The organism is Rhodococcus sp. no. 34 (genome assembly GCF_054589475.1).
This window is the reverse complement of record NZ_BAAILK010000047.1, coordinates 515,100-535,242: the sequence shown is the minus strand read 5'-3', so window position 1 is coordinate 535,242 and position 20,143 is coordinate 515,100. Positions and strand designations below refer to the sequence as shown.

The 20,143-nt window shown below is 63.8% G+C and carries 16 protein-coding genes; 9 read left to right on the top strand and 7 right to left on the bottom strand.

The features are described from left to right. Positions 1-216: 216 nt before the first annotated feature. The gene (locus ACYP01_RS28175) at positions 217-942 is read left to right on the top strand and encodes a single stranded DNA-binding domain-containing protein (RefSeq protein ID WP_373938548.1); all 726 of its coding nucleotides are present in this window, start codon (positions 217-219) and stop codon (positions 940-942) included. A gap of 1 nt (position 943) precedes the next feature. Here ACYP01_RS28175 and ACYP01_RS28170 read toward each other — a convergent pair whose 3' ends face one another. Next, positions 944-1,846, bottom strand: a complete 903-nt coding sequence (locus ACYP01_RS28170; protein WP_373938549.1) for an SDR family NAD(P)-dependent oxidoreductase — start codon at positions 1,844-1,846, stop codon at positions 944-946. A 71-nt stretch (positions 1,847-1,917) separates the two neighbouring features. Here ACYP01_RS28170 and ACYP01_RS28165 point away from each other — a divergent pair, with 71 nt between their 5' ends. Further along, positions 1,918-2,208 (top strand): putative quinol monooxygenase, encoded by a 291-nt coding sequence (locus ACYP01_RS28165; RefSeq protein WP_003943546.1) that lies wholly within the window; start codon positions 1,918-1,920, stop codon positions 2,206-2,208. Between the two features lie 174 nt (positions 2,209-2,382). Then, positions 2,383-4,002 carry an ABC transporter substrate-binding protein gene (locus tag ACYP01_RS28160; RefSeq protein WP_003943604.1) on the top strand — a complete coding sequence of 540 codons (1,620 nt, stop codon included), beginning with the start codon at positions 2,383-2,385 and terminating at the stop codon, positions 4,000-4,002. A gap of 73 nt (positions 4,003-4,075) precedes the next feature. Here the strand turns inward: ACYP01_RS28160 and ACYP01_RS28155 are convergent, their stop codons facing one another. Both ACYP01_RS28155 and ACYP01_RS28150 read right to left on the bottom strand, forming a co-directional pair. Next, positions 4,076-6,388, bottom strand: coding sequence for a transketolase-like TK C-terminal-containing protein (locus ACYP01_RS28155; protein ID WP_003943566.1), 2,313 nt, complete (start codon positions 6,386-6,388; stop codon positions 4,076-4,078). A 292-nt stretch (positions 6,389-6,680) separates the two neighbouring features. Beyond that, positions 6,681-7,001, bottom strand: a complete 321-nt coding sequence (locus ACYP01_RS28150) for a UBP-type zinc finger domain-containing protein (RefSeq protein WP_003943615.1) — start codon at positions 6,999-7,001, stop codon at positions 6,681-6,683. A 26-nt stretch (positions 7,002-7,027) separates the two neighbouring features. On the opposite strand from ACYP01_RS28150, the gene ACYP01_RS28145 reads away from it, so the two are divergent. From ACYP01_RS28145 to ACYP01_RS28120, 6 genes are all read left to right on the top strand, one after another. Continuing rightward, positions 7,028-8,623: a Na+/H+ antiporter gene (locus ACYP01_RS28145; RefSeq protein ID WP_030536674.1), complete on the top strand. Its 1,596-nt coding sequence runs from the start codon at positions 7,028-7,030 to the stop codon at positions 8,621-8,623. 182 nt (positions 8,624-8,805) lie between these two features. Continuing rightward, complete coding sequence (locus ACYP01_RS28140) at positions 8,806-10,425, top strand: ABC transporter substrate-binding protein (RefSeq protein WP_003943605.1); 1,620 nt, start codon at positions 8,806-8,808, stop codon at positions 10,423-10,425. Positions 10,426-10,552: 127 nt separating this feature from the next. Continuing rightward, positions 10,553-11,509 carry an ABC transporter permease gene (locus ACYP01_RS28135; protein ID WP_003943571.1) on the top strand — a complete coding sequence of 319 codons (957 nt, stop codon included), beginning with the start codon at positions 10,553-10,555 and terminating at the stop codon, positions 11,507-11,509. Next, positions 11,502-12,596: an ABC transporter permease gene (locus ACYP01_RS28130; protein ID WP_007735813.1), complete on the top strand. Its 1,095-nt coding sequence runs from the start codon at positions 11,502-11,504 to the stop codon at positions 12,594-12,596. The genes ACYP01_RS28135 and ACYP01_RS28130 overlap by 8 nt, the downstream gene beginning before the upstream one ends. Beyond that, positions 12,593-13,690, top strand: a complete 1,098-nt coding sequence (locus ACYP01_RS28125) for an ABC transporter ATP-binding protein (protein ID WP_003943600.1) — start codon at positions 12,593-12,595, stop codon at positions 13,688-13,690. Before ACYP01_RS28130 ends, ACYP01_RS28125 begins: the two co-directional genes overlap by 4 nt. Continuing rightward, positions 13,690-14,679, top strand: coding sequence for an ABC transporter ATP-binding protein (locus ACYP01_RS28120; RefSeq protein ID WP_459683318.1), 990 nt, complete (start codon positions 13,690-13,692; stop codon positions 14,677-14,679). The genes ACYP01_RS28125 and ACYP01_RS28120 overlap by 1 nt, the downstream gene beginning before the upstream one ends. Here ACYP01_RS28120 and ACYP01_RS28115 read toward each other — a convergent pair whose 3' ends face one another. The 4 genes from ACYP01_RS28115 to lysX all read right to left on the bottom strand — a co-directional run. Beyond that, entirely contained in the window at positions 14,680-15,279 is a 600-nt protein-coding gene (locus ACYP01_RS28115; RefSeq protein ID WP_218680155.1) for a histidine phosphatase family protein, read from the bottom strand. Between the two features lie 5 nt (positions 15,280-15,284). Then, complete coding sequence (locus ACYP01_RS28110; RefSeq protein WP_003943555.1) at positions 15,285-16,694, bottom strand: GGDEF domain-containing protein; 1,410 nt, start codon at positions 16,692-16,694, stop codon at positions 15,285-15,287. A 78-nt stretch (positions 16,695-16,772) separates the two neighbouring features. Then, a complete protein-coding gene (locus tag ACYP01_RS28105; protein ID WP_459683315.1) occupies positions 16,773-17,663 on the bottom strand; it encodes an alpha/beta fold hydrolase in 891 nt (296 codons plus the stop codon). A 13-nt stretch (positions 17,664-17,676) separates the two neighbouring features. Then, positions 17,677-20,143, bottom strand: a 2,467-nt coding sequence (gene lysX / locus ACYP01_RS28100; RefSeq protein ID WP_459683313.1) for a bifunctional lysylphosphatidylglycerol synthetase/lysine--tRNA ligase LysX, incomplete at its 5' end; no start/stop codon positions are given.

Sequence of the window (20,143 nt, the reverse complement as noted above, 5' to 3'; positions counted from 1 at the left end):
CGGTGGCGGAACAGGATCCAGCGGTTCCAGTGGCTCGAGCGGTTCGTCCGGAAGCTCCGGTTCCTGAAAACTCGGATGCCTTGAAGCAGCGGTGGTGACGGAATGTCACCACCGCTGCGGCGTCCGACCTGTAATAACCTGTGCCTCAGGGTGGGCGAAGGCGGACTCCATCAGGAGGACCTGCGCGGCCACGAAATCACAGGGGAGTCCTCAAACATGTTTCGAGACAGCGTTCTTGCGAGTCCGGTCCTGCGCCGGGGTGTGACAGCACTGGCAGTTGCGGCCGCGGCCACGATGTTTGTCGGTACTGCAGCAACGGCGGAGCCGGCGGCAGTAGTTGGTGAGGTGTCCGCGGACTCCATTGCGGCAGCCCGTGCGCAGGCCATCGGAACGACGGTCACCGTCGTGGGAACCGCGACAACGCCGTCGGGAGTGTTCGAATCCAGCTTCTACGACAAGGGCTTTGGTCTCCAGAGCGGCAATTCGGGCATCTACATCAGCGATCCGAACAACTCCGGGATTGCTCTCGGCGATCAGGTTCAGGTCACCGGAGTCCTCGCGGATCAGGAAGGCCTGCTCGTCGTCCGCCCGACTGCCGTCGAGGTAATCGGCACGACTACCCAGATCAGCCCGGCGCGACTGCCCCTCAATGCAATCGGTGAGGGCAGCGAAGGTCGTCTCGTGAGGGTGTCCGGAATCGTGAGCGGACCCGTCGTCGACGATCTGCCGTACGGCCACAAGATCCTGGTCTCGGGCGCCGAGGGAAACACCGTCATCTTCGTCAACACACAGACGGGAATCGACGTCGATGCCGTCGCCGTCGGACGCCCGATCACCGTCACCGGTTTCAGTGGCCAGTACGCCAGCACCTACGAGGTTCTTCCCCGCTCGGAAGCCGATGTGCAGCAGGGTTTCACGGGCAGCCTGAGTTTCGGAAGCTGACCTAGATCTCGAACCGAGCTCCGACGCGCATCGACCCGGGAGACAACCGGCCGATGGTGCGTCCGAGCTTGGCTTCGACGGTCACGGGTACGACGGCCTTGTTCGTGCGAACTGCTTTCACGATGGCACTGGCGACCCGGTCAGGAGTGAAGTTGCGCTTGCGGTAGAAGTTGTCGACCTTGGTCTGGTTCTCGAGCTGCTCCTCGGCGGTGGTCCCGGCGAATTCGGTGGTCTTGAGGATGTTCGTGTGAACGAGGCCGGGACAGATGGTGCTGACGCCGATGCCGTGTGGAAGCAGCTCTGCCCGTAGGCAATCCGAGAGCATGAATACCGCTGCTTTGCTGGTCGAATACGCGGTGAGTGCCTTCTGGGGTGTGTACGCGGCGGCCGAGGACAGGTTGACGACGTGCCCACCGGTTCCGCGGTCGATCATCATCGGGGTAAATGCCCGGCAGCCGTAGACAACTCCCCAGAAGTTGATGTCCATGACGCGTTCGAACTGGCGCTGCTCGGTGTCGGCGAACGTTCCCGAGAACCCGATTCCGGCGTTGTTGACGACGATGTCCGGTACGCCGTGATGTGCCGCGACCGTCTCCGCGAACCGAATCACGGCCTGTTCGTCGGACACGTCCACCTGATAGGCGTGGGCACCGCCACCGAACACCGCTTCGGCGCCGCCGGCTTGCGAAGGGATGTTTACAAGTGCCGCAGTGTCCTGCGCGCTTTCGAGATTGATGTCGGAGACCACGACGATAGCTCCCTGGGCGGCGAAGGCGAGGGCCGTTTCACGCCCGATGCCGCTGCCCGCACCGGTGATCACCACCAGCGTGCCGGTGAGATCGCGCAGTCGACGCTGCAACTTCGTTCCGCGTCGCCAGCCGGTGACGTCCTTCAGTAGCCCCATTGGTTGCCCTTTTCGTGTGTACGTTTGTGGCGTGTGTCTCTAGCTGACTTCCCCTCTGCGAAAGGTATCCGATGAGCGAGCTTCGTGTAGTTGCAACCATCCCGGCCAAGTCCGGTTCCGAGGACGACGTCCGATCGGCTCTGACAACTCTCGCGGAGGCGAGTCGGTCCGAGGACGGCTGTGTGTCGTACGAGTTGTTCGAGTCAGCGGCTGCGCCCGGCACGTTCGTCACGATCGAAACTTGGCGCGGGCAGGAGGAGTTGGACGCTCACATGCAGTCCCCGCATCTACAGGCCGCGCTGGCCGCTGCCGGACCACTTCTCGACGGCGCTCCGGCGATTCATCCGTTGAAAGGCGCCTGAATCAGAATGAATTCCTGACCTTCGCTAAGGGTCTGACCTGCGAATGTCGCTCGAAAACTGACCAATCGTCGCGCTTCATTCCACTGAGCGGGACCTGCGACTAATACCTGTGCCTTAAGTCACAAACTGTCTCGACAATGCTTCACATCACAGTTTCTGACCTGGAGGTTTTGAATGAGTCGCAGTTCTCGGCGCGGTCACCGCAAGGTTGCCGCCGTCGCGCTGGCAGTCTCCGCCGGCCTGTTCGTCTCGTCGTGCGCTGACAGCGGGAACGGGGGTGGGAGCGGCGACGCACCGGACTCCGGTTCGGGATTGTCCATCGGCCCGGTCAACGAGCAGTCCGGCGAGGGCGATCCGGTCAAGGGCGGCACCCTCACGTTCAGCGGGTACTCCGCCGTCACCAATCTCGATCCGGCGAAGACTCAGATCGCCGGTTCGGTCGCCGGTTCGGAGTTGGGCGCGATCTACGACACGCTCCTGCGGTACGACCCGGCGTCCAAGGAGTTCGTTCCGAAGCTCGCAGAGTCGATGGAACCGAGTTCCGACTTCAAGACGTGGACCCTCGAACTGCGCGACGGCGTGAAGTTCAGCGACGGCACTCCGGTGGATTCGGCGGCCGTTTCGGCGAGCCTCAATCGCTACGTCACCAACAAGGGACCGCAGTCGAGCCTGTACGCGTCGAAGGTCGCGTCGGTAGACACTCCGGATCCGTCGACGGTCGTCTTCAATCTTGTCGACCCGTGGACCGGTATCGAGTCACTGCTCTCGACGGGCCCCGGCATGATCGTCGCGCCGAGCGCCCAGCAAGGTGATCAGTTCACCCCGATCGGCGCGGGTGCCTTCACCCTCGAGAAGTTCGCTCCCAACGAGGAATTGATCCTCGACGCTCGGGAGGACTACTTCGACGGTGCCCCGAACGTGGACAAGCTGCGGTTGATCAGCATCGTCGGTTCGCAGTCCACCACCGAATCGCTCAAGAGCGGCGGCACGGACGTCGCATACATGCGGTCGCTACCGAACGTGCTGGATCTGATCGACTCCGGCTACCCGGGCTTTGTCGACATCCCCTCGCTGTCCTACCTGTCGCTGGTCAACACGGCACCCGGTCGTCCCGGTGCCGACGTGCGCATCCGTCAGGCATTGGCGCTCGCAACCGATCCCGTCGCACTCGACAACCGACTCAACGAGGGCAAGGGTCTGCCCGGGCAGGTCATCTTCCAGGACACCTCTCGCTGGCACAACGACGTCGCTCCGATCGGCGTCGACACGGCCAAGGCGAAGCAGCTTCTCGACGAGGCCAAGGCTGACGGTTACGACGGCAAGATCACATACCTGACGCTGCAGGAGAATTCGGCGCAGGCGATGGCTCTGGCACTGCAGTCGATGGCCAACGCCGTCGGATTCGATTTCCAGATCGAGTACGTCAACTCGGTTGCCGACGTCGTCAAGCGTTTGTACGCCGACCGCGACTTCGACATGGCAACAGGTTCCGCCAACCTCGCGGAAGCCGATCCGTTCGAGCGTCTGTACTCCAATCTCAAGTCGGGTGGACGAAACAACGCCACGAGCTTCTCCGACCCCGAGATCGATTCGCTTCTCGACCAGTTGGGTGTCGCGACGTCGACCGACGCGAAGATCGAGGTGCTCGCCAAGATTCAGGAGCGCGCCAACGAGGTTGTGCCGTGGCAGGTTTACGGCAACACCCCGTGGCTCGGTGTGTGGGGACAGAACGTCCACGGCATTCAGCAGAGCCTGGACGGAATCATGTTCTTCGACAAGGCCTGGAAGAACTAGACACCTGAATGACTGACTGGACCCGAGAAGCGTCCCTGCGGGGACGCTTCTCGGCATCAGAGAGTGTGATCGATCAAGAAGTGAGATCGAGGGCAGCGCGGACGATGCTGTCGGAGTCGAGGCCGTGGTACCGGTAGACGTCCTCGAGTGAACCGACCTGACCGAACCGGCTCACTCCGAGCGCAGCACCCGGAACGTTGTTGATTCCCGTCAGGAACGCGAGGGTGTGCGGGTGTCCGTCGAGAACGGTCACCATCGGCGCGGAGCGGCTGCTCGGAAAGACCTGATCCAGGATCCACGACGGACCGTCCGCGAGGCCGCGCCGAGACTGGAGCGCTTCGAAGAGCAAGCCAGGGCTGGTCACGCACACGACGTCGGCGGAAATACCCTGCTCGCCGAGTCTTTCAGCGGCGACGAGTGTTTCGGTGACAGTGGCACCCATGCCGACCAGAGTGACGGCCGGATCAGGATTGTGTCGCAGTGTGTATGCCCCGGCGACCACCTGACGTCGGCGGCGTTCTCGCGCAGCCGGATCGGTCGGTACCGCGGCCAGGGCCTGATCGACCGGGCGGGTCGACAGGCGCAGATACGACGAGCTGCCGTCCGGGCGACCGAGGCGTCCGATGCTGTCGAGGAGCGTCCACTCCACGTCGACGGCGAATGCCGGTTCGAAACTGACGCAACCCGGCTGTTCCAGTCCGATGGACGGGGTCTTGATCGACTGGTGTGCACCACCTTCGGCGGCCAAGGTGACACCCGACGGAGTGCCGACCATGATCGACTGGCCACCGGCGTAGATGCCGTACGACCACGGTTCGAGAGCCCGCTCGATGAAGGGGTCGTACATCACGCCGATAGGGAAGAGTGGCTGGCCCCAACGACTCCAGGTTGCACCGAGTTCGCCCATCAGTCCGACCAGGTTGGTCTCGGCGATACCGAGTTCCATGTGCTGACCGGTGGGCTTCTCACGCCAGTGCATGATCGTTTCGGCGTCGTCGGCAAACCAGTTGTGCCGCTCGTCGGGGGACCACACGCCGACCTTGTTCAGCCAGCCTGCGAGGTTGGTGGTGGAACTGACGTCCGGGCTCAGTGTGACAACACGTTTCGCGGCGTCCGGCGCTTCGCGGCTCAGGTCGAGTAGTACCCGGCCGAGAGCTGCCTGAGTGGTGGACGTGCCGGAGGGCGTACGGCCGATGTCTTTCGGAACTGCCGGGGGCACCAGATGCTCCACCTTCGGGCGAGTCAGGCGCCCAGCGGTTTCGGCGCAGATGCGGCCGGACGGGCTGTCGGTCTCGAACCGTTCCCAGGGCTTCGACGGATCCATGCCGAGTTCCGCCGCCAGGTGCTCGAACTGCTCGGTGGTGAGCAGCGACGAGTGGTTCTGCGGATGACCCTGCGTCGGCAGACCCCGACCCTTGATCGTGTACGCGATGATCACGGTGGGACGGGTGTCGTCGATCTGTGCGTACGCCTCTCGCAGAGCGTCGAGGTCGTGGCCACCGAGATTGCGGATGGCCTCGAGCACCGTGGCGTCGTCGAGGTCGTCGATCAGCGCCGTGATCGCGTCGGCGTCCGCCGCGTCGCCGGGCAGTCTCAGACGTACCTCGTCGGCCGTGCATCGCAGCAGGCGCTGGTACTCCGGATTCGGCATGTCCAGGATTCGTTCGCGCAACGCGGTGCCGCCCGGCCGGGTGAACAGTGATTCCAGCAGCGCACCGAACTTCACGGTGATGACCTGCCAGCCGGCACCCGAGAACATGCGCTCCAGGCGGGTTGCCGCGATGTTCGGCACCACCCGGTCGAGTGATTGGCGGTTGAGGTCGACTATCCACACGATCTCACCCAGTTCGGCAACCGAATGATCGAGAACTGCTTCCCACACAGCGCCCTCGTCGAGTTCGGCGTCACCGACCAGGGAGTACTGACGCCCGGTTCCGGCGCCGCCGAGGGAGGCGTCGACGTATCGGCGAGCGATGGCGCCCCAGATGGGAGCCGTCGCGCCGATGCCCACCGAACCGGTCGAATAATCCACCGGATCAGGATCTTTCGATCGACTCGGATAGCTCTGCAGGCCCCCGAATTCGCGCAGAGTCGTCAGGTAGGACTCGTCGAGTTCACCGAGGAGATAGTTGATGCCGTGGAGCACCGGCGCCGCATGCGGCTTGACGGAAACCCGGTCGCCGGAACGAAGTTGGCCGAACCACAGGGACGTCATGATCGAGACCATCGACGCGCACGAGGCCTGATGGCCGCCGACCTTGAGCCCACTGGGATTCGGACGGACACGGTTGGCGTGATGGATCATCGCGGTCGACAACCACAGAACGCGCTTCTCGATCTCCGCCAGTGGCTCGGGAGCGTTCTGGTTGATGCTGGGGCTGTTCACGGCCGGTCCTGCCTTCAATAGTTGACATCGATCACCGCACCGCCTGTACCCCAGATCATGGGGCCGACGATGTGGTTGTGATGTTTGGCAGGACTTCCTGAGGCCGAACCGTTCGGCGCGGCAAAGTCCAGCCGCACCTGTCGATCTGTTGTGCAGATTCTGCGTCAAAGTCCATCATCGGCATACAGATTGGGCAATAGCTACCCAGTGGATTGAGCAATGTGCGCAACACCGAGGGCTGTGCGCCGTGACAGGTGGGCACTATGCGCAGCACACTGCGAGTCGTGCGCGATCAATCCATCAGATCGTGGACGTAGCACCAGCGCCAGGATTCGCCGGGCTCGTGTGAGCGCATGACCGGGTGCCCGGTTTCGCGGTAGTGGTTGGTGGCGTGCTGATGAGGGCTGGAATCGCAGCATCCGACGTGGCCGCAGGACAGGCACATGCGCAGGTGAGACCAGTTATCCTCGCCCAACTCGGCGCACTCCTGGCAGACGCCGGGCGTCAGCGCCGCCGGGTCTGTTTCGGGCGCATTGGTTAGTTCCTCGCAACCGGTGGGAGCGGGTGCGGGCTGCTGTGTGCGAGCTGCTGCTCGCTTCAGGATTTTCTTCATCGCCTTCCATACTGCATGCTGCCAGGGTGAACGGCATATTACTGGGGGTTGTAGTAGCGGCGTTGCTGGTGGCGGCGGTCGCGCGAAGGTTCGGGCTGTCTTCGCCGCTGATCCTCGTCCTGGTCGGTTTGATCGCCTGTCAGATACCGGGTGTTCCGGAATTGGAACTCGATCCCGACCTCGTCCTGTTCGTCGTGTTGCCTCCACTTCTGTACTCGGCAGCACTGGACAGTTCATACCTGGCTTTGCGCTCGAATCTGCGTCCGATCGGATTTCTCGCGGTGGGGCTTCCCCTGGCGACGACGGCTGCGGTGGGCTTTGTCGCCTACCTGATCGTGCCGGAGTTCTCGATAGCGGCTGCTCTGGTTCTCGGCGCCATCGTGGCGCCGCCGGACGCGGTGTCCGCGAGCGCAATCGGACGCAAGCTCGGCCTGCCGCGCCGGATCATGACCCTGCTGGGCGGGGAGAGCCTGCTCAACGACGCCACCGCTCTGACGGCGTACAAGGTCGCTCTCGCGGCTGCCGTCGGTACGGGTGCGACGCTGATCGGCGGCTTCGAGACCTTCCTCGTCGCGGCGGTCGGTGGAACGGTGATCGGCCTCGCGGTGGGGTTCGTCATCTCGAAGGTTCGCGGCAAGCTCCAGGATCCGGTGATGGAGAGCGGAATCGGATTGGTGGTGCCGTTCTTCACCTACCTGGCTGCGGAAGAGGTCCACGCGTCGGGCGTCATCGCGGTCGTCGTAGCCGGATTGTTCCTCGGCCAGCGCTCCACCCGTGCGAGTTATGCGACGCGTTTGCAGGACACGGCAGTGTGGAGGGCCGTCGACCTGATTCTGGAGTCGTTCGTCTTCCTGTTGATCGGTCTCCAATTGCCCAGTGTCGTCAACGGATTGCAGGGGTACAGCACTTCGATCGTCGTCTGGGCGTCGGTTGCCGTTCTCGTGACCGTCGTGGTGGTCCGAATCGCCTGGGTGTTCCCGTTCACGTACGTACCGCGCTGGCTGTCGCCGCGTATTCGAGCGAGGGAGCCGGAGATTTCGGCGCGGGCGGTGTTCGTCGTGTCGTGGGCCGGTATGCGAGGGGTCGTGTCGCTGGCAGCTGCCTTCGCCATTCCGCTGACGGTCAACAGTGGGGAGGACTTCCCGGGGCGGTCGCTGATCCTGTTCCTGACGTTTGTCGTCGTGGTCGGCACGCTGTTGCTGCACGGCCTGACGTTGCCGTGGGTGATCCGTGTCCTCGGCGTGCAGGGGGACGAAGAGCAGTCCGACGCCCGCGCCGAGGCGGCAGCCCAGGACAAGGCTGCACGGGCCGCTGCGGCGCGGCTGGACGAATTGGTCGGAGCCGACGCCGACGACGTCCCTCAAGTCCGCAATCGTGCCGCGGACATCTTGCGAAGCTGGAACACCCACCGCGCGAACTCGGCGTGGGAGCGACTGGGACGCAGCGACGAGGATCTGGGGGAGAGCCCGTCGAACGCCTTCCGCTCGCTGCGCCTCGAGATGATCGATGCCGAGCGAGGCGTCTTCATCGCCGAACGCGATGCCGGCCGGATCGACGACGAGGTCCTCCGGAAGGTACTTCGCGAGCTCGATCTCGAGGAAGCGACGCTCGACCGGGACTAGACCGGCTGGTCTGCTGTCCACGAAGGTAACCGCTGGCCAGGGTCGGTTTACCTGACTGTTGAGGCCTGCAACTTAACCGATTCCACTGAGCGAGACTCGATCCAATTTTCTGTGCCTCCCATCACAGACTGTTTCGTGTTCAACATCACGTCACGGTCTTACCCCGCCTTGGAGGCATTCGAATGAGTCGTAGTTCCCGCCGCGGAAGTCGCAGATTGGCTGCGGCTGCGCTGGCGATCACCGCAAGTATGTTCCTGGCGTCGTGCGCCGACAACGGCTCGAGCAATGGCGGCGGCGAATCCGCTGATTCCGGTTCCTCACTGAAGATCGGCATGGTCAACGAGCAGGCCGATCCCGGCACTCCCACCAAGGGCGGCACGCTGACGTTCAGCGGCTACTCGGCGGTCACGACTCTCGATCCCGCGAAGGCTCAGGTTGCCGGCGCCACCGGTGGCAGCGAGCTCAGCGCCATCTACGACGTGCTCATGCGTTACGACCCCATCGGGCAGAAGTTCGAGCCCAAGCTCGCTCAGTCGCTCGAAGCGAGTTCGGACAGCAAGACCTGGACGCTGAAGCTCCGCGACGGTGTGAAGTTCAGCGATGGCACAGCTCTCGACTCGAAGGCCGTCGCCGACAGCATCAACCGCTACGTCACCAACAAGGGACCTCAGTCGAGCCTGTGGGCTTCCAAGGTTGCCTCGATCGACACCCCCGACGCGACGACCGTAGTCTTCAACCTCGTTGATCCGTGGACAGGCATCCAGTCGATGCTCGCCACCGGACCCGGCATGATCGTCGCCCCGAGCGCCCAGCAGGGTGACCAGTTCACCCCGATCGGCGCCGGCGCCTTCACCCTCGAGAAGTTCGCTCCCAACGAGGAACTGCTGTTGGCTGCTCGCCCCGACTACTACGACGGCGCACCGAACATCGACAAGCTCAAGCTGATCAGCATCGTCGGCGCTCAGCCCACCGCCGAAGCACTCAAGACGGGCGGCATCGACGCCGCGTACATGCGTACGCTCACCCCGATCCTGGATCTGATCGAGTCGGGTTACCCCGGCTTCGTCGACATCCCGTCGCTCGGTTACATCGCCAACGTGAACATGGCCCCGGGCCGCCCGGGCTCGGATGTCCGTGTCCGCCAGGCGATGGCGCTGGCCGTCGATCCGGAGACGCTCAACACCCGCGTCAACAACGGCAAGGGACTGCCCGGCCAGGAGATCTTCCAGGACACCTCGCGCTGGCACAACGACGTCGCACCGATCGGCGTCGATCCCGCCAAGGCGAAGGAACTGCTCGATCAGGCCAAGGCCGACGGCTACGACGGAAAGATCACCTTCCTCTCCATCCAGGAACCGTCCGCACAGGCAACGGCTCTGGCCATCCAGGCGATGCTCAACGCAGTCGGCTTCGACGCTCAGATCGAATACGTCACCGGTGCAGGTGATCTGGTCAAGCGGATGTACGCCGATCACGACTACGACATGAGCACCGCAGCACTGAGCCTCGCCGAGGCCGATCCCTACGAGCGTCTGTACACGGGCATCAAGTCCGGTGGCCGTAACAACGCGACCGGCTACTCCGACGCCGAAATGGATGCTCTCCTGGACAAGTTGGGCGTCGCAACCACCGACGAGGACAAGAAGGCAGTCCTGGCACAGATCCAGGAACGCGCCAACGAGACCGTCCCGTGGCAGGTGTGGGGCAACGTCGCCGCACTCGACGTGTGGAACCAGAACGTTCACGGACTCGAGCAGAGCCTCGACGGAATCGTGCTCTTCGACGGAGCTTGGAAGTCCTAGAGAGCCTGAAGTTCACAGCCGGCCCCGCGCCCGTATTGCAGCGGATCGGGGCCGGCTGCGAACGAAGAAATGAAATCAGAGGAACTGCTGTGTATTGCGAGCTCGCTGTCCGAAGGAGACGAAATCGATGAACATCGGCGCAATAGGTAAGAAATTGGGCCAGCTCGTCATTGTGATCCTGATCGTCAGCTTCGGAACCTTCGTGCTGGCATCACTGATCCCCGGTGATCCCGCTGTCTCCGTTCTCGGTGAAGGCCGAACGCCTGCCGAGTACGAGGAAGTTCGGCAACAGCTCGGACTCAACGATCCACTCCTGGTTCGCTATTGGGACTGGCTGACCAGCGCGCTCCAGGGCGACCTCGGCAACTCGCTCGTTCCCCCGCAGCAGGATGTACTCACCGCGATCAGTTCCGCTCTCCCCGTCAGCGTTCAGTTGGCAGTGATGGGTCTGGTCATCGCACTCGTCGTCGCAGTTCCGCTCGCACTCTGGTCGGCGCACCACGAAGGCGGCGTCATCGACCGCGTCATCAGCGCCGCGACGTTCGGTGTTCTTTCCGTCCCGAGCTTCCTCGCCGGTCTGTTGCTGATCATGGTCACCGTCAACTGGCTCGGCTGGTTCCCGCGATCACAGTGGGTGCGCATCGGCGACAGCCTGTCCGGAAACCTCTCACACGCAATACTTCCCGCGATCACCATCAGCCTCCTCGAGATGGCGATGTTCACTCGCGTTCTCCGATCCGACCTGGTGACGACGCTCCGTGAGGATTACATCCTCGCGTCGAAGGCCAAGGGAATGCCCACGCTGCGAGTGCTTTTCAGTGACGCGCTTCGCCCGTCGTCGTTCTCGCTCATCACGATGATGGGTCTGGCTCTCGGCGGCATGATCGGCAGCACCGTGATCGTCGAGACGCTGTTCTCACTGCCCGGAATGGGCACGCTCATCGTCCGCGCAGCGCAGCAGGGTGATTCGCCGATGCTGCTGGGCGCGGTGGTCGTGATCGCGGTCATCTACGTCCTCGTCAACAGTGCGATCGATGTTCTGTACACCTATCTTGACCCGAGGAGTCGTCGTGTCCATGTCTGAAGTGACGCCAGACGGAGCGGCCCCGTCGCCGGCCCCGTCCGAGGTGATGACATACCGGCAGCAGACAGTCCTGCTGGCTCCCGGTCCCGTCGAGACGCTGGAACAGCCCAAGAATCTGGTCCTGATCGGATCGATTCTCACAGTGGTCGGCGTTGCGCTGCTCGGCACCGCACTCTTCGGTTCAGCGATCATGATGACCGTCCGCATCGTGCTCGCGCTCGTTGCCCTGGTTTTCCTCTTCAAGGGGCTCGGCAAACTCGGTACGTCCAAGTGGGGCAGTCAGTTCGATCTCTCGTACTGGTTGGCGTGCATCTGGCTGGTCGCGCTGATCCTGGCCGCGATCTTCGCGCCGCTGCTGCCGCTCGGTGAGTACAAGGACACGGTCAAGACCTTGGCCGAGCCGGGCTTCGCATCGCCGAGCCTGCTCTCCGATCATCCGTTGGGTACCAACAACTTCGGTCTCGACCTCCTCGCCCGCGCCCTGTTCGGTGCTCGCGCCTCCTTGACTGTCGCCATCTGCGCCGTGCTGATCGGCATGATCATCGGTGGCACCATCGGCGTCATGGCCGGCTATTTCCGTGGCAAGGTCGACGCCGTGGTCGGAATCCTGACCAACTCGCTGCTGGCCATTCCTTCTCTGGTGCTGCTCATCGCACTGGCCGCGGTGCTCACGTCGAACCTGCGCAACATCACCCTCGCACTGTCGATTCTCTGCATTCCCAGCATGGTTCGAATCGCCAGGGCAAACACCATCGTCGTCGCCCAACGGGAGTTCGTGCTTGCCGCGAGAGCCATGGGCGCCACCAAATGGCGCGTCATCTGGCGCGAGTTGGTTCCCAACGTCCTCGTTCCCGTCGCCGCGCTCGGACTGGTGGCCGTTTCCGGCCTGATCGTCGCGGAAGCATCACTGAGCTTCCTCGGACTCGGTATCGCACAACCTGATCCGACCTGGGGCAACATGATTGCGGAAGGTCAGGGCGGGATCGTGGAGAAGCATCCGTTCATCGTCCTGGTACCAGGCGTCTTCCTCTTCCTTACGGTGTTCTCCTTCAACCTCATCGGCGAGAAGTATCGGAGTAAGCTGTGACCACTTCAGCTCAGAACGGCGTTCCGCTGCTGCAGGCGGACAACATCAGAACCGTATTCGCCACTCCCCGTGGCCAGTTGCGAGCAGTCGACGGTGTCTCGATCCACGTCTCCGCCGGCGAAACTCTCGGCATCGTGGGTGAATCCGGTTCCGGCAAGTCGGTTCTCGGGCGCACTATCATGGGACTGCTCCAGAAGGGCCCGGCTCTCGACATCAGCGGGACGGTGACGTTTGCCGGCCGCGACATGTCGACGATGAAGAAGTCGGAGATGAAGCACTTCTGGGGACCCGAGATCGCCATGGTCTTCCAGGATCCGATGACCTCGCTCAATCCGTTCAAGCGCATCGGTACCCACATCACCGAATCCTTGAAGTTCCACCTGGGTCTGAAGAAGGACGCGGCCCGCGATCGCGCAGCGGAACTCCTGTCGATGGTGGGTATCCCCGAGCCCAAGCGTCGGCTCGACCAGTACCCCCACGAACTTTCGGGAGGTATGCGACAGCGCGTGGTCATCGCGATGGCGCTGGCTTGCGAGCCGAAACTGCTGATCGCCGACGAGCCGACCACCGCTCTCGACGTGACGGTGCAGAAGCAGATTCTCGATCTGCTCGCCTCACTCAACGACAAGCTCAACATGGCCGTCATTCTGATCAGCCACGACCTCGGTGTGGTCTCGGGTCGATCGGACCGTGTTGCGGTCATGTACGCCGGTTCCGTCGTGGAAACGTCGGCGACCGAAGAGTTGTTCACTCGTCCTCGCCACCCGTACACCGAAGCGCTGATGGCCGCGATTCCGCGACTCGAATCACCGACGCACACAGTGCTGCAGACAATTCCGGGCGGTCTCCCGGACATGACGAAGCCGATCACCGGTTGCCGCTTCGCGGCTCGCTGCCGGTACGCCCAGGACGACTGCCTGACCGGCGACCCGGCCCTGGCTCCCGGCGGACCGGGGGACAACACAACCGAAAGCCACACGTTCGCGTGCCACTACCCGGTCGACACCCCTGAAGGCACAACGGCATTGGTCGCCAACGAGAAGGCCGGCACTACCGCAGCGGGCCTGACGCTCGCGGTGAAGGAGATGGTCTGATGACTGCATCAGTGGATACCAGAAAGCTTGAGACGGTGGACGCGGCCCTGACGGTCGAGGACTTGGTTGTCGAATTCAACGTCGGCAAGGGGCAGACCGTTCACGCCGTGTCCGGAATCAGTTTCACCGTCGCGCCGGGCGAAACCTTGGGCGTGGTCGGTGAATCCGGCTGTGGCAAGTCCACGGCGGGCCGGGCGATCATGCAGTTGCCCTCACCGACGTCGGGCTCGATCCGCCTCGGAGAGACGGAAATGACGGCACTGGGCGCGGAAGAATTGCGTCGCAGCCGTACTCAGCTGCAGATGATCTTCCAGGACCCGATCTCCTCGCTGAACCCCCGACGCAAGGTCAAGGCTCTCATCACCGAGGGTCCGTCGATCTGGGGCGGAAAAGACAAGGCCGCCATCGAAGCTCGGGCGCGCGAGGTTCTTGTCGAGGTCGGGCTGGACCCGGACATGGTGTGGGATCGAACCCCACGCGAACTCTCGGGTGGTCAGTGCCAGCGCGTGTGCATCGCCCGCGCATTGATGCTCGACCCCAAGGTCCTGATCTGTGACGAGCCGGTCTCGAGTCTCGACGTCTCCGTGCAGGCGCAGATTCTGAACCTGCTCGAGGACGCGAAGAAGCGTCACGGGCTGTCGCTGCTGTTCATTGCGCACAATATGGCCGTCGTGAAGAACATCAGTGACCGCGTGATGATCATGTACTTGGGCCGCGTCTGCGAGATCGTTCCCGCAGAAGACATGCAGAACCGCGCGCTTCACCCGTACACGCAGCTACTGCTGGCGTCGATTCCCGATCCCGACGCCACCGTCACCGCGGCGCAGAACGTCGAGCAGAAGGTCATCGAACTGCCCTCGCCGCTCAATCCGCCCAGTGGCTGCCGCTTCCGCACGCGGTGCCCGCTGGCTACTGATCTCTGCGCCGAGGAAGTTCCCGAGCTGCGTCTCGTCGAGGGCGGCCATCAGGTGGCGTGCCACCACGTGTGACTACACGCGAAGCATGTTGCGTACGTGACCGGTTTCGTTGATCGACCCGACCCTGCGGCTTCCGTTTCGCGACACGAGAATGCGCGTGACGGACACGTACTCGATCGGGAAGGTCAACGGGCGCTCCAGTCCGAGCAGTTCCTGCAGAACGATGTTGACGACGCCGCCGTGGCAGAAGATCGCCACGGTGGCGTCGTTGTCCGTTGCCGCGACTATCTCGTCGATCGCACCGAGGACTCGCGCACGAAAGGCGTCGCCGTCCACCGACTCGGGGAGCCAGCCGGCTTTGATGCGCGCATAGGTTTCCGGCGCCCGCTCCAGGACCTCGTGCATCGGGATGTAGTGCGGCTGCTCGTAGTCGTATTCCGCCAGACCCTCGCGCTGGGTGACCGGAAGGCCCAATATCCGCGCTACCGGGGCTGCGGTCTCGAGTGCGCGCTTTTGCGGGCTGCTGAAGAGTCCGGTGATCCGGTACGGCGCCAGTGCTGCGGGCAGCCGTAGTGCCTGGGCACGACCTTCGTCGGTCAGCGAGGGATCTGCGCGGCCTTCGGTGACCTCGGCCAGTTCGGGGAGCGCGTGTCGGATCAGGAGTAGTTGCACCTACGTCACCTTGCCATGTAGAGATCGAACGCCACCACGAGGTTTCGGCCGTCGCGTTTTGCCTGGTACATCGCGTTGTCGGCGATATCGAGCAGAGTCTCCATGCCCGGCATCGCGCGATCGGCCCAGGCGACGCCGATACTGACCGTTCCCGCGAAACCGCGAATGGATCGCGCGTGGGCCTCTTGCGCCTCTCTGATGCGCTCCGCGAGCTGGATGGCTTCCTCGAAGGTGCAGTCGGCGGCGGCGACGGCAAATTCCTCACCACCCAGTCGGCCGGAGAGTCCCAGCCCTTCGGTAGCGGCGAGGAGGGTGTTTCCGAACTGTTCGAGGACCGAATCGCCGGTGAGGTGACCGAGGTTGTCGTTGATCGATTTGAAGTGGTCGAGATCGAGCATCATGACGGCGATCGGTCGTTGTGCCGCGTGCTGGGCGTCGAGGAGTTCCTGCGATTGGGTCCAGAACGCGTGGCGACTCAGCGTTCCAGTGAGGGCGTCGCATTCGGCGATGCGTTGGAGTTCTCGCTCAGCGCGCCGCTGTGCGCCAGTGGCGACGGCTACGGCGATGGGGGAGAGTGCCATCAAGATGACGGAGATCCGGGTGGTCACCCCCTCACTGAGTAGGTGCACCGGATCTGCCAGTGCCAGACGTCCCTTACCCGCCATGACCAGTGCCCACGCGCTCCATCCGGCTGCCAGGAGCGAAGTGCTGAACAGTGAGACACGCATTGCGCACCACAGGAGCGCCGGCATCGGCAGCAGCAGCGCAAGGGCTCCCTGGACCTCCAGGGCGAGTGGCAGACAGGCCAGGAGAGCGGCCAGAGGTGCCAGGATCTGTGCGAGCCGCCTCAAGCGCAGACTCTGCCGCACGGACGGCCCGCAGGTTCTTCGAATGTGTTCGAGCGTCGGTGCCGACAGAACGATCGGCAGCACGATCAGATACGTACACAGGTCGGCGAAGAACCACCCCACCAATTCCGTTGCCGCACCGCTTCCTTCGTGGAGTTGAGTGCGTAGTGCGCTGGCGGACCCGGCCGTGAACGACGCCAGAACCGAGATGAGGAAGATTCTGGCCGTGTACTTCGTCTCGGAGATTCGCCGTGGAAAGCAGCCGAGCAAGTTCGCGGCGATCAATCCTGTCGTGACGCCGACCAGATTGATCGCATTCAGTTCGAAGGCCCTCTGCACGGGGCTTCCGGTCGCAAGATCCGCCGTCAGCAGCGCTGCGCCGCCGACAGCGAGTCCGATCGGCGCAAACGAGCGCGGGTTACGGAGGAGAATGCCCAGAAGGATCGCGTTGGCGGGCCAGAAGGTCGACAGAAAACCGGGCGGACGGGCGGCGATGCCCGCCAGGGCGACAACGAGGATCGCCACGAAAATCAGGCACGAGCGCACCCGACGTGTCGAACGGTCCATGGTCAGCCTGTCGTAGAAAGCAGAAGCTGTCCGAGACTAGCAATGATCCGGCTACTGTCCGAGTTGTAACTTTAAGTGTCATCCCCGACGGTTCGGCTGCGTGAGGCGCCGAATCAAGTTCGCCAACTCCTCGGGTTGGTCGATCATCGCGTGGTGATGCGCCGGGCGCAGGACGTGAAAACTCCCACCGAGGTAGGTGGCGAGTTTCTGCTGCTTTGCCATCCAGGCGATGGACCAGGGAGTGGTGTGGCCAGTGTGTGCGGCGACGACGCTGAGGTCGATGTCGGGCAGTGGATGCTTGCTCGAGCGTCGTAAAGCGGTGAGCTCCAGCGCCATATCGGTGTACGCGACGTATTCGATCATCGCCGCTTCCAGATAATGAGGCTCGCGGTAGATTCTCCGGACCCATTCGAGAGTGGCTTCGGACGACCCGCTCGGCGGCACGGACTGGTTGAGGATCTTGCGCGTCGTGGTGCCGAGGAGTCGTTGCAGGCCGGTGGTGCTGAACGAGGCCGCGGCGGCTCGGGAGGCGATCAGCAGCAGGTCGCGGGGGAAAAGACGTTTCGGCTCCTTCTCGGCACTGGAATCGAGGAGGAGCATCCCCGCCGCCCGATCGGGGAACAGGCGCGCGAAGCTTTCGACGTAGAAGCCGGCGATGGAGTGGCCGACCACCACGGCCGGACCACTCAGTCCCAGAGTGTCGAGCACGTCGCGGATCCGCTGAGCTTCGCCGCGGACGGTCGGAACTTCGGAAGTAGGCTCGCTGAGCCCGAAGCCCGGGCGATCGAAGCGGACGACGGTGTGGTCCGACTGAAGATGACGCGCGCAGTCATCCCAGTCGAACCAATTGCCCGCCAGCCCACCGCACAGGACGACGACGGGGCCGTCGCCCTCGGCAAGAACATGCAGTCGGCTCTCGCCGACCTGCAAGATCTCGCCCGGTGGTTTCACGTGGAACAATTCCGGCACGCGAGAATCCGGACTACTGACGCGGTTTCGCGAGGGGGAAGGCCAGCGTCTCGCGGATGCTGCCACCCGTGATCAGCATGACGATTCGGTCGACGCCCATCCCGAGACCACCCGTCGGCGGCATCGCGTGTTCGAGGGCTTGGAGGAAGTCTTCGTCCAATTCCATCGCTTCCGGGTCGCCGCCGGCCGCGAGCATCGACTGCTCGGTGAGCCGGTTGCGCTGATCCACAGGGTCGGTCAGCTCGCTGTATGCGGTTCCGAGTTCGACGCCCCACGCCACCAGGTCCCACTTCTCGGCGACGCCGGGGATGCTGCGGTGCGGCCGGGTGAGCGGCGACATCGAGGTGGGGAAGTTGGTGTAGAACGTCGGGAACTCCGTGTAGTCCTCGACCAGGTGCTCGTACATTTCCTGCGCGATGGCGCCGGTATCCCAGCTGGACTGGTACGGGATCTCGTTGGCGTCGCACAACTTCTGCAGGTCTTCGAGACTTGTCTCGGGGGAGACGTCGACACCAAGTTTTTCGGCGACGGCGCCGTGCATCGTCTTCACCGGCCACTCACCGGAGATGTCGACCTCGACCAGTTCGCCGTCCGGGCCGGGACGCATGATGATCTCGCGACCGAATGCTGCGACGGCCGCCGCCTGGATCAGCTCGCGGCACATCTGCATCATGCCCTCGTAGTCGCTGTGGGCTTCGTATGCCTCGAGGATCGTGAACTCGGGATTGTGTTTGAAGTCGACGCCCTCGTTGCGGAACACGCGGCCGATCTCGAACACCTTCTCCATACCGGCGACGCACAACCGCTTCAGGTACAGCTCGGGTGCGATGCGGAGATAGAGGTCGAGGTTGTACGCGTTGATGTGTGTCAGGAACGGAGCGGCATTCGCGCCGCCGTGCACCTGCTGCAGAATCGGGGTCTCGACTTCGAGGTATCCGCGACCACCGAGTGAATCGCGCAGCGACTTCACGACGGCGCTTCGGGCCTCGAGCAGTTCGCGGGCCTTCGGGTTGAGGGCGATGTCGAGGTACCGCTGGCGGACGCGGGTCTCGGGATCCGAGAGGCCCTTCCACTTGTCCGGCAGCGGGTGCAGGCACTTGCCGTTCATGCGCCACTCGACGGCGATGAGCGACAGCTCGCCCTTGCGGCTGCGCCCGATGGTTCCGCTGACTTCGATCAGGTCACCGAGATCGAACTCGGCAGCGAACTCCGCCAACTTCTCGCGGCCGACGTTGTCCTGGTCGACCAGAACCTGGATGTCGCCGGACCAGTCGCGCACGTCCGTGAACACCACTCCGCCGTAGTCGCGGACCCGCAGGAGGCGTCCCGCGATTCGCACGCGGGTGCCCTCCGGTGACTTCGCTGCGGCGGCAATCGTGTGGGTCGGCGGATAGGCGACGGGGTACGCGGCGATCCCTTCGTCGGCCAGTTGCGCGAGCTTGTTCATGCGCACGCGGACCTGCTCGGGTCGACGCGGACCGTTGGTCGTGAACGTCGGCGCCGAGTCCGGCGGGCTGCCGTCGGCATGCAGTCCTTCGGAAGTCACCAGAGCTGCCGGCACCGCCGCATGCGTGCCCGTGTGCTTGACGACCTGGCTGGACTTGCGCCCGAAACTGGGCAGAACCACAAAGCCTTCGGCGATGGCCGACGCGAATCCGACGCGCGGCAGTTCGCGGTTGTCCTCGAAGCAGAGGAAGCGCGGCGCCCAATCCGGCTGGTATTTCACGTTCGAGCGGTACAGCGCTTCGAGCTGCCACCAGCGGGAGAAGAAGACGAGCACCGAGCGCCAGATGCGGAGGATCGGGCCCGCGCCGATGCGCGAACCTTCCTCGAACACCGAGCGGAACACGGCGAAGTTGAGCGAAACTCGCACGACGCCGATCTCGTCCGAACGTGTGGCCAACTCCGAGACCATCAATTCGACGACACCGTTGGGCGCCGTCGGCTTACGGCGCATCAGGTCGAGCGAAACACCGTTCGGTCCCCACGGCACGAGCGAGAGCATGCCGACGACGCTTTCGTCCTCGGTGCCTTCACCCATGACGGCTTCGACGAGGAGGCAATCGCCGTCGAGGTGATCGCCCAGTCGGCCGAGCGCCATGGAGAAGCCGCGCTCGGTGTCGGTGTCGCGCCAGTCGTCGGCGCGGATGATGACGGCTGCCATGTCCTCGGGCGGGATGTCGCGATGGCGTCGCATCCGCACGGTGACGCCGTGACGCCTCACGCGGGTGACCGCCTGGCGCACCGGGCGCATGTCGCGTCCGTTGAGATTGAACTCGCGGGTGCGCAGGATCGCTTCGTCGCCGAGCTGCAGGACGCTCAGGCCCGCCTTCTTGTATGCCGTCGCCCCGGTTTCGCTGGCGCCCATGACGGCCGTCGCCCAGCCGTACTGCGACGCGAGCCCCTGCCACGCTTCGATGGCGTGCGGCCACGCTTCAGGATCACCGATGGGATCACCACTGGCGAGGCAGACGCCGATC

Bases quoted from the DNA above. Each gene is read 5' to 3' on its own strand.
- ACYP01_RS28165 (WP_003943546.1), top strand. From the start codon at position 1,918: ATGAGCGAGCTTCGTGTAGTTGCAACCATCCCGGCCAAGTCCGGTTCC.
- ACYP01_RS28150 (WP_003943615.1), bottom strand. From the start codon at position 7,001: ATGAAGAAAATCCTGAAGCGAGCAGCAGCTCGCACACAGCAGCCCGCA.
- ACYP01_RS28170 (WP_373938549.1), bottom strand. From the start codon at position 1,846: ATGGGGCTACTGAAGGACGTCACCGGCTGGCGACGCGGAACGAAGTTG.
- ACYP01_RS28110 (WP_003943555.1), bottom strand. From the start codon at position 16,694: ATGGACCGTTCGACACGTCGGGTGCGCTCGTGCCTGATTTTCGTGGCG.
- ACYP01_RS28160 (WP_003943604.1), top strand. From the start codon at position 2,383: ATGAGTCGCAGTTCTCGGCGCGGTCACCGCAAGGTTGCCGCCGTCGCG.
- ACYP01_RS28130 (WP_007735813.1), top strand. From the start codon at position 11,502: ATGTCTGAAGTGACGCCAGACGGAGCGGCCCCGTCGCCGGCCCCGTCC.
- ACYP01_RS28175 (WP_373938548.1), top strand. From the start codon at position 217: ATGTTTCGAGACAGCGTTCTTGCGAGTCCGGTCCTGCGCCGGGGTGTG.
- ACYP01_RS28140 (WP_003943605.1), top strand. From the start codon at position 8,806: ATGAGTCGTAGTTCCCGCCGCGGAAGTCGCAGATTGGCTGCGGCTGCG.
- ACYP01_RS28135 (WP_003943571.1), top strand. From the start codon at position 10,553: ATGAACATCGGCGCAATAGGTAAGAAATTGGGCCAGCTCGTCATTGTG.
- ACYP01_RS28120 (WP_459683318.1), top strand. From the start codon at position 13,690: ATGACTGCATCAGTGGATACCAGAAAGCTTGAGACGGTGGACGCGGCC.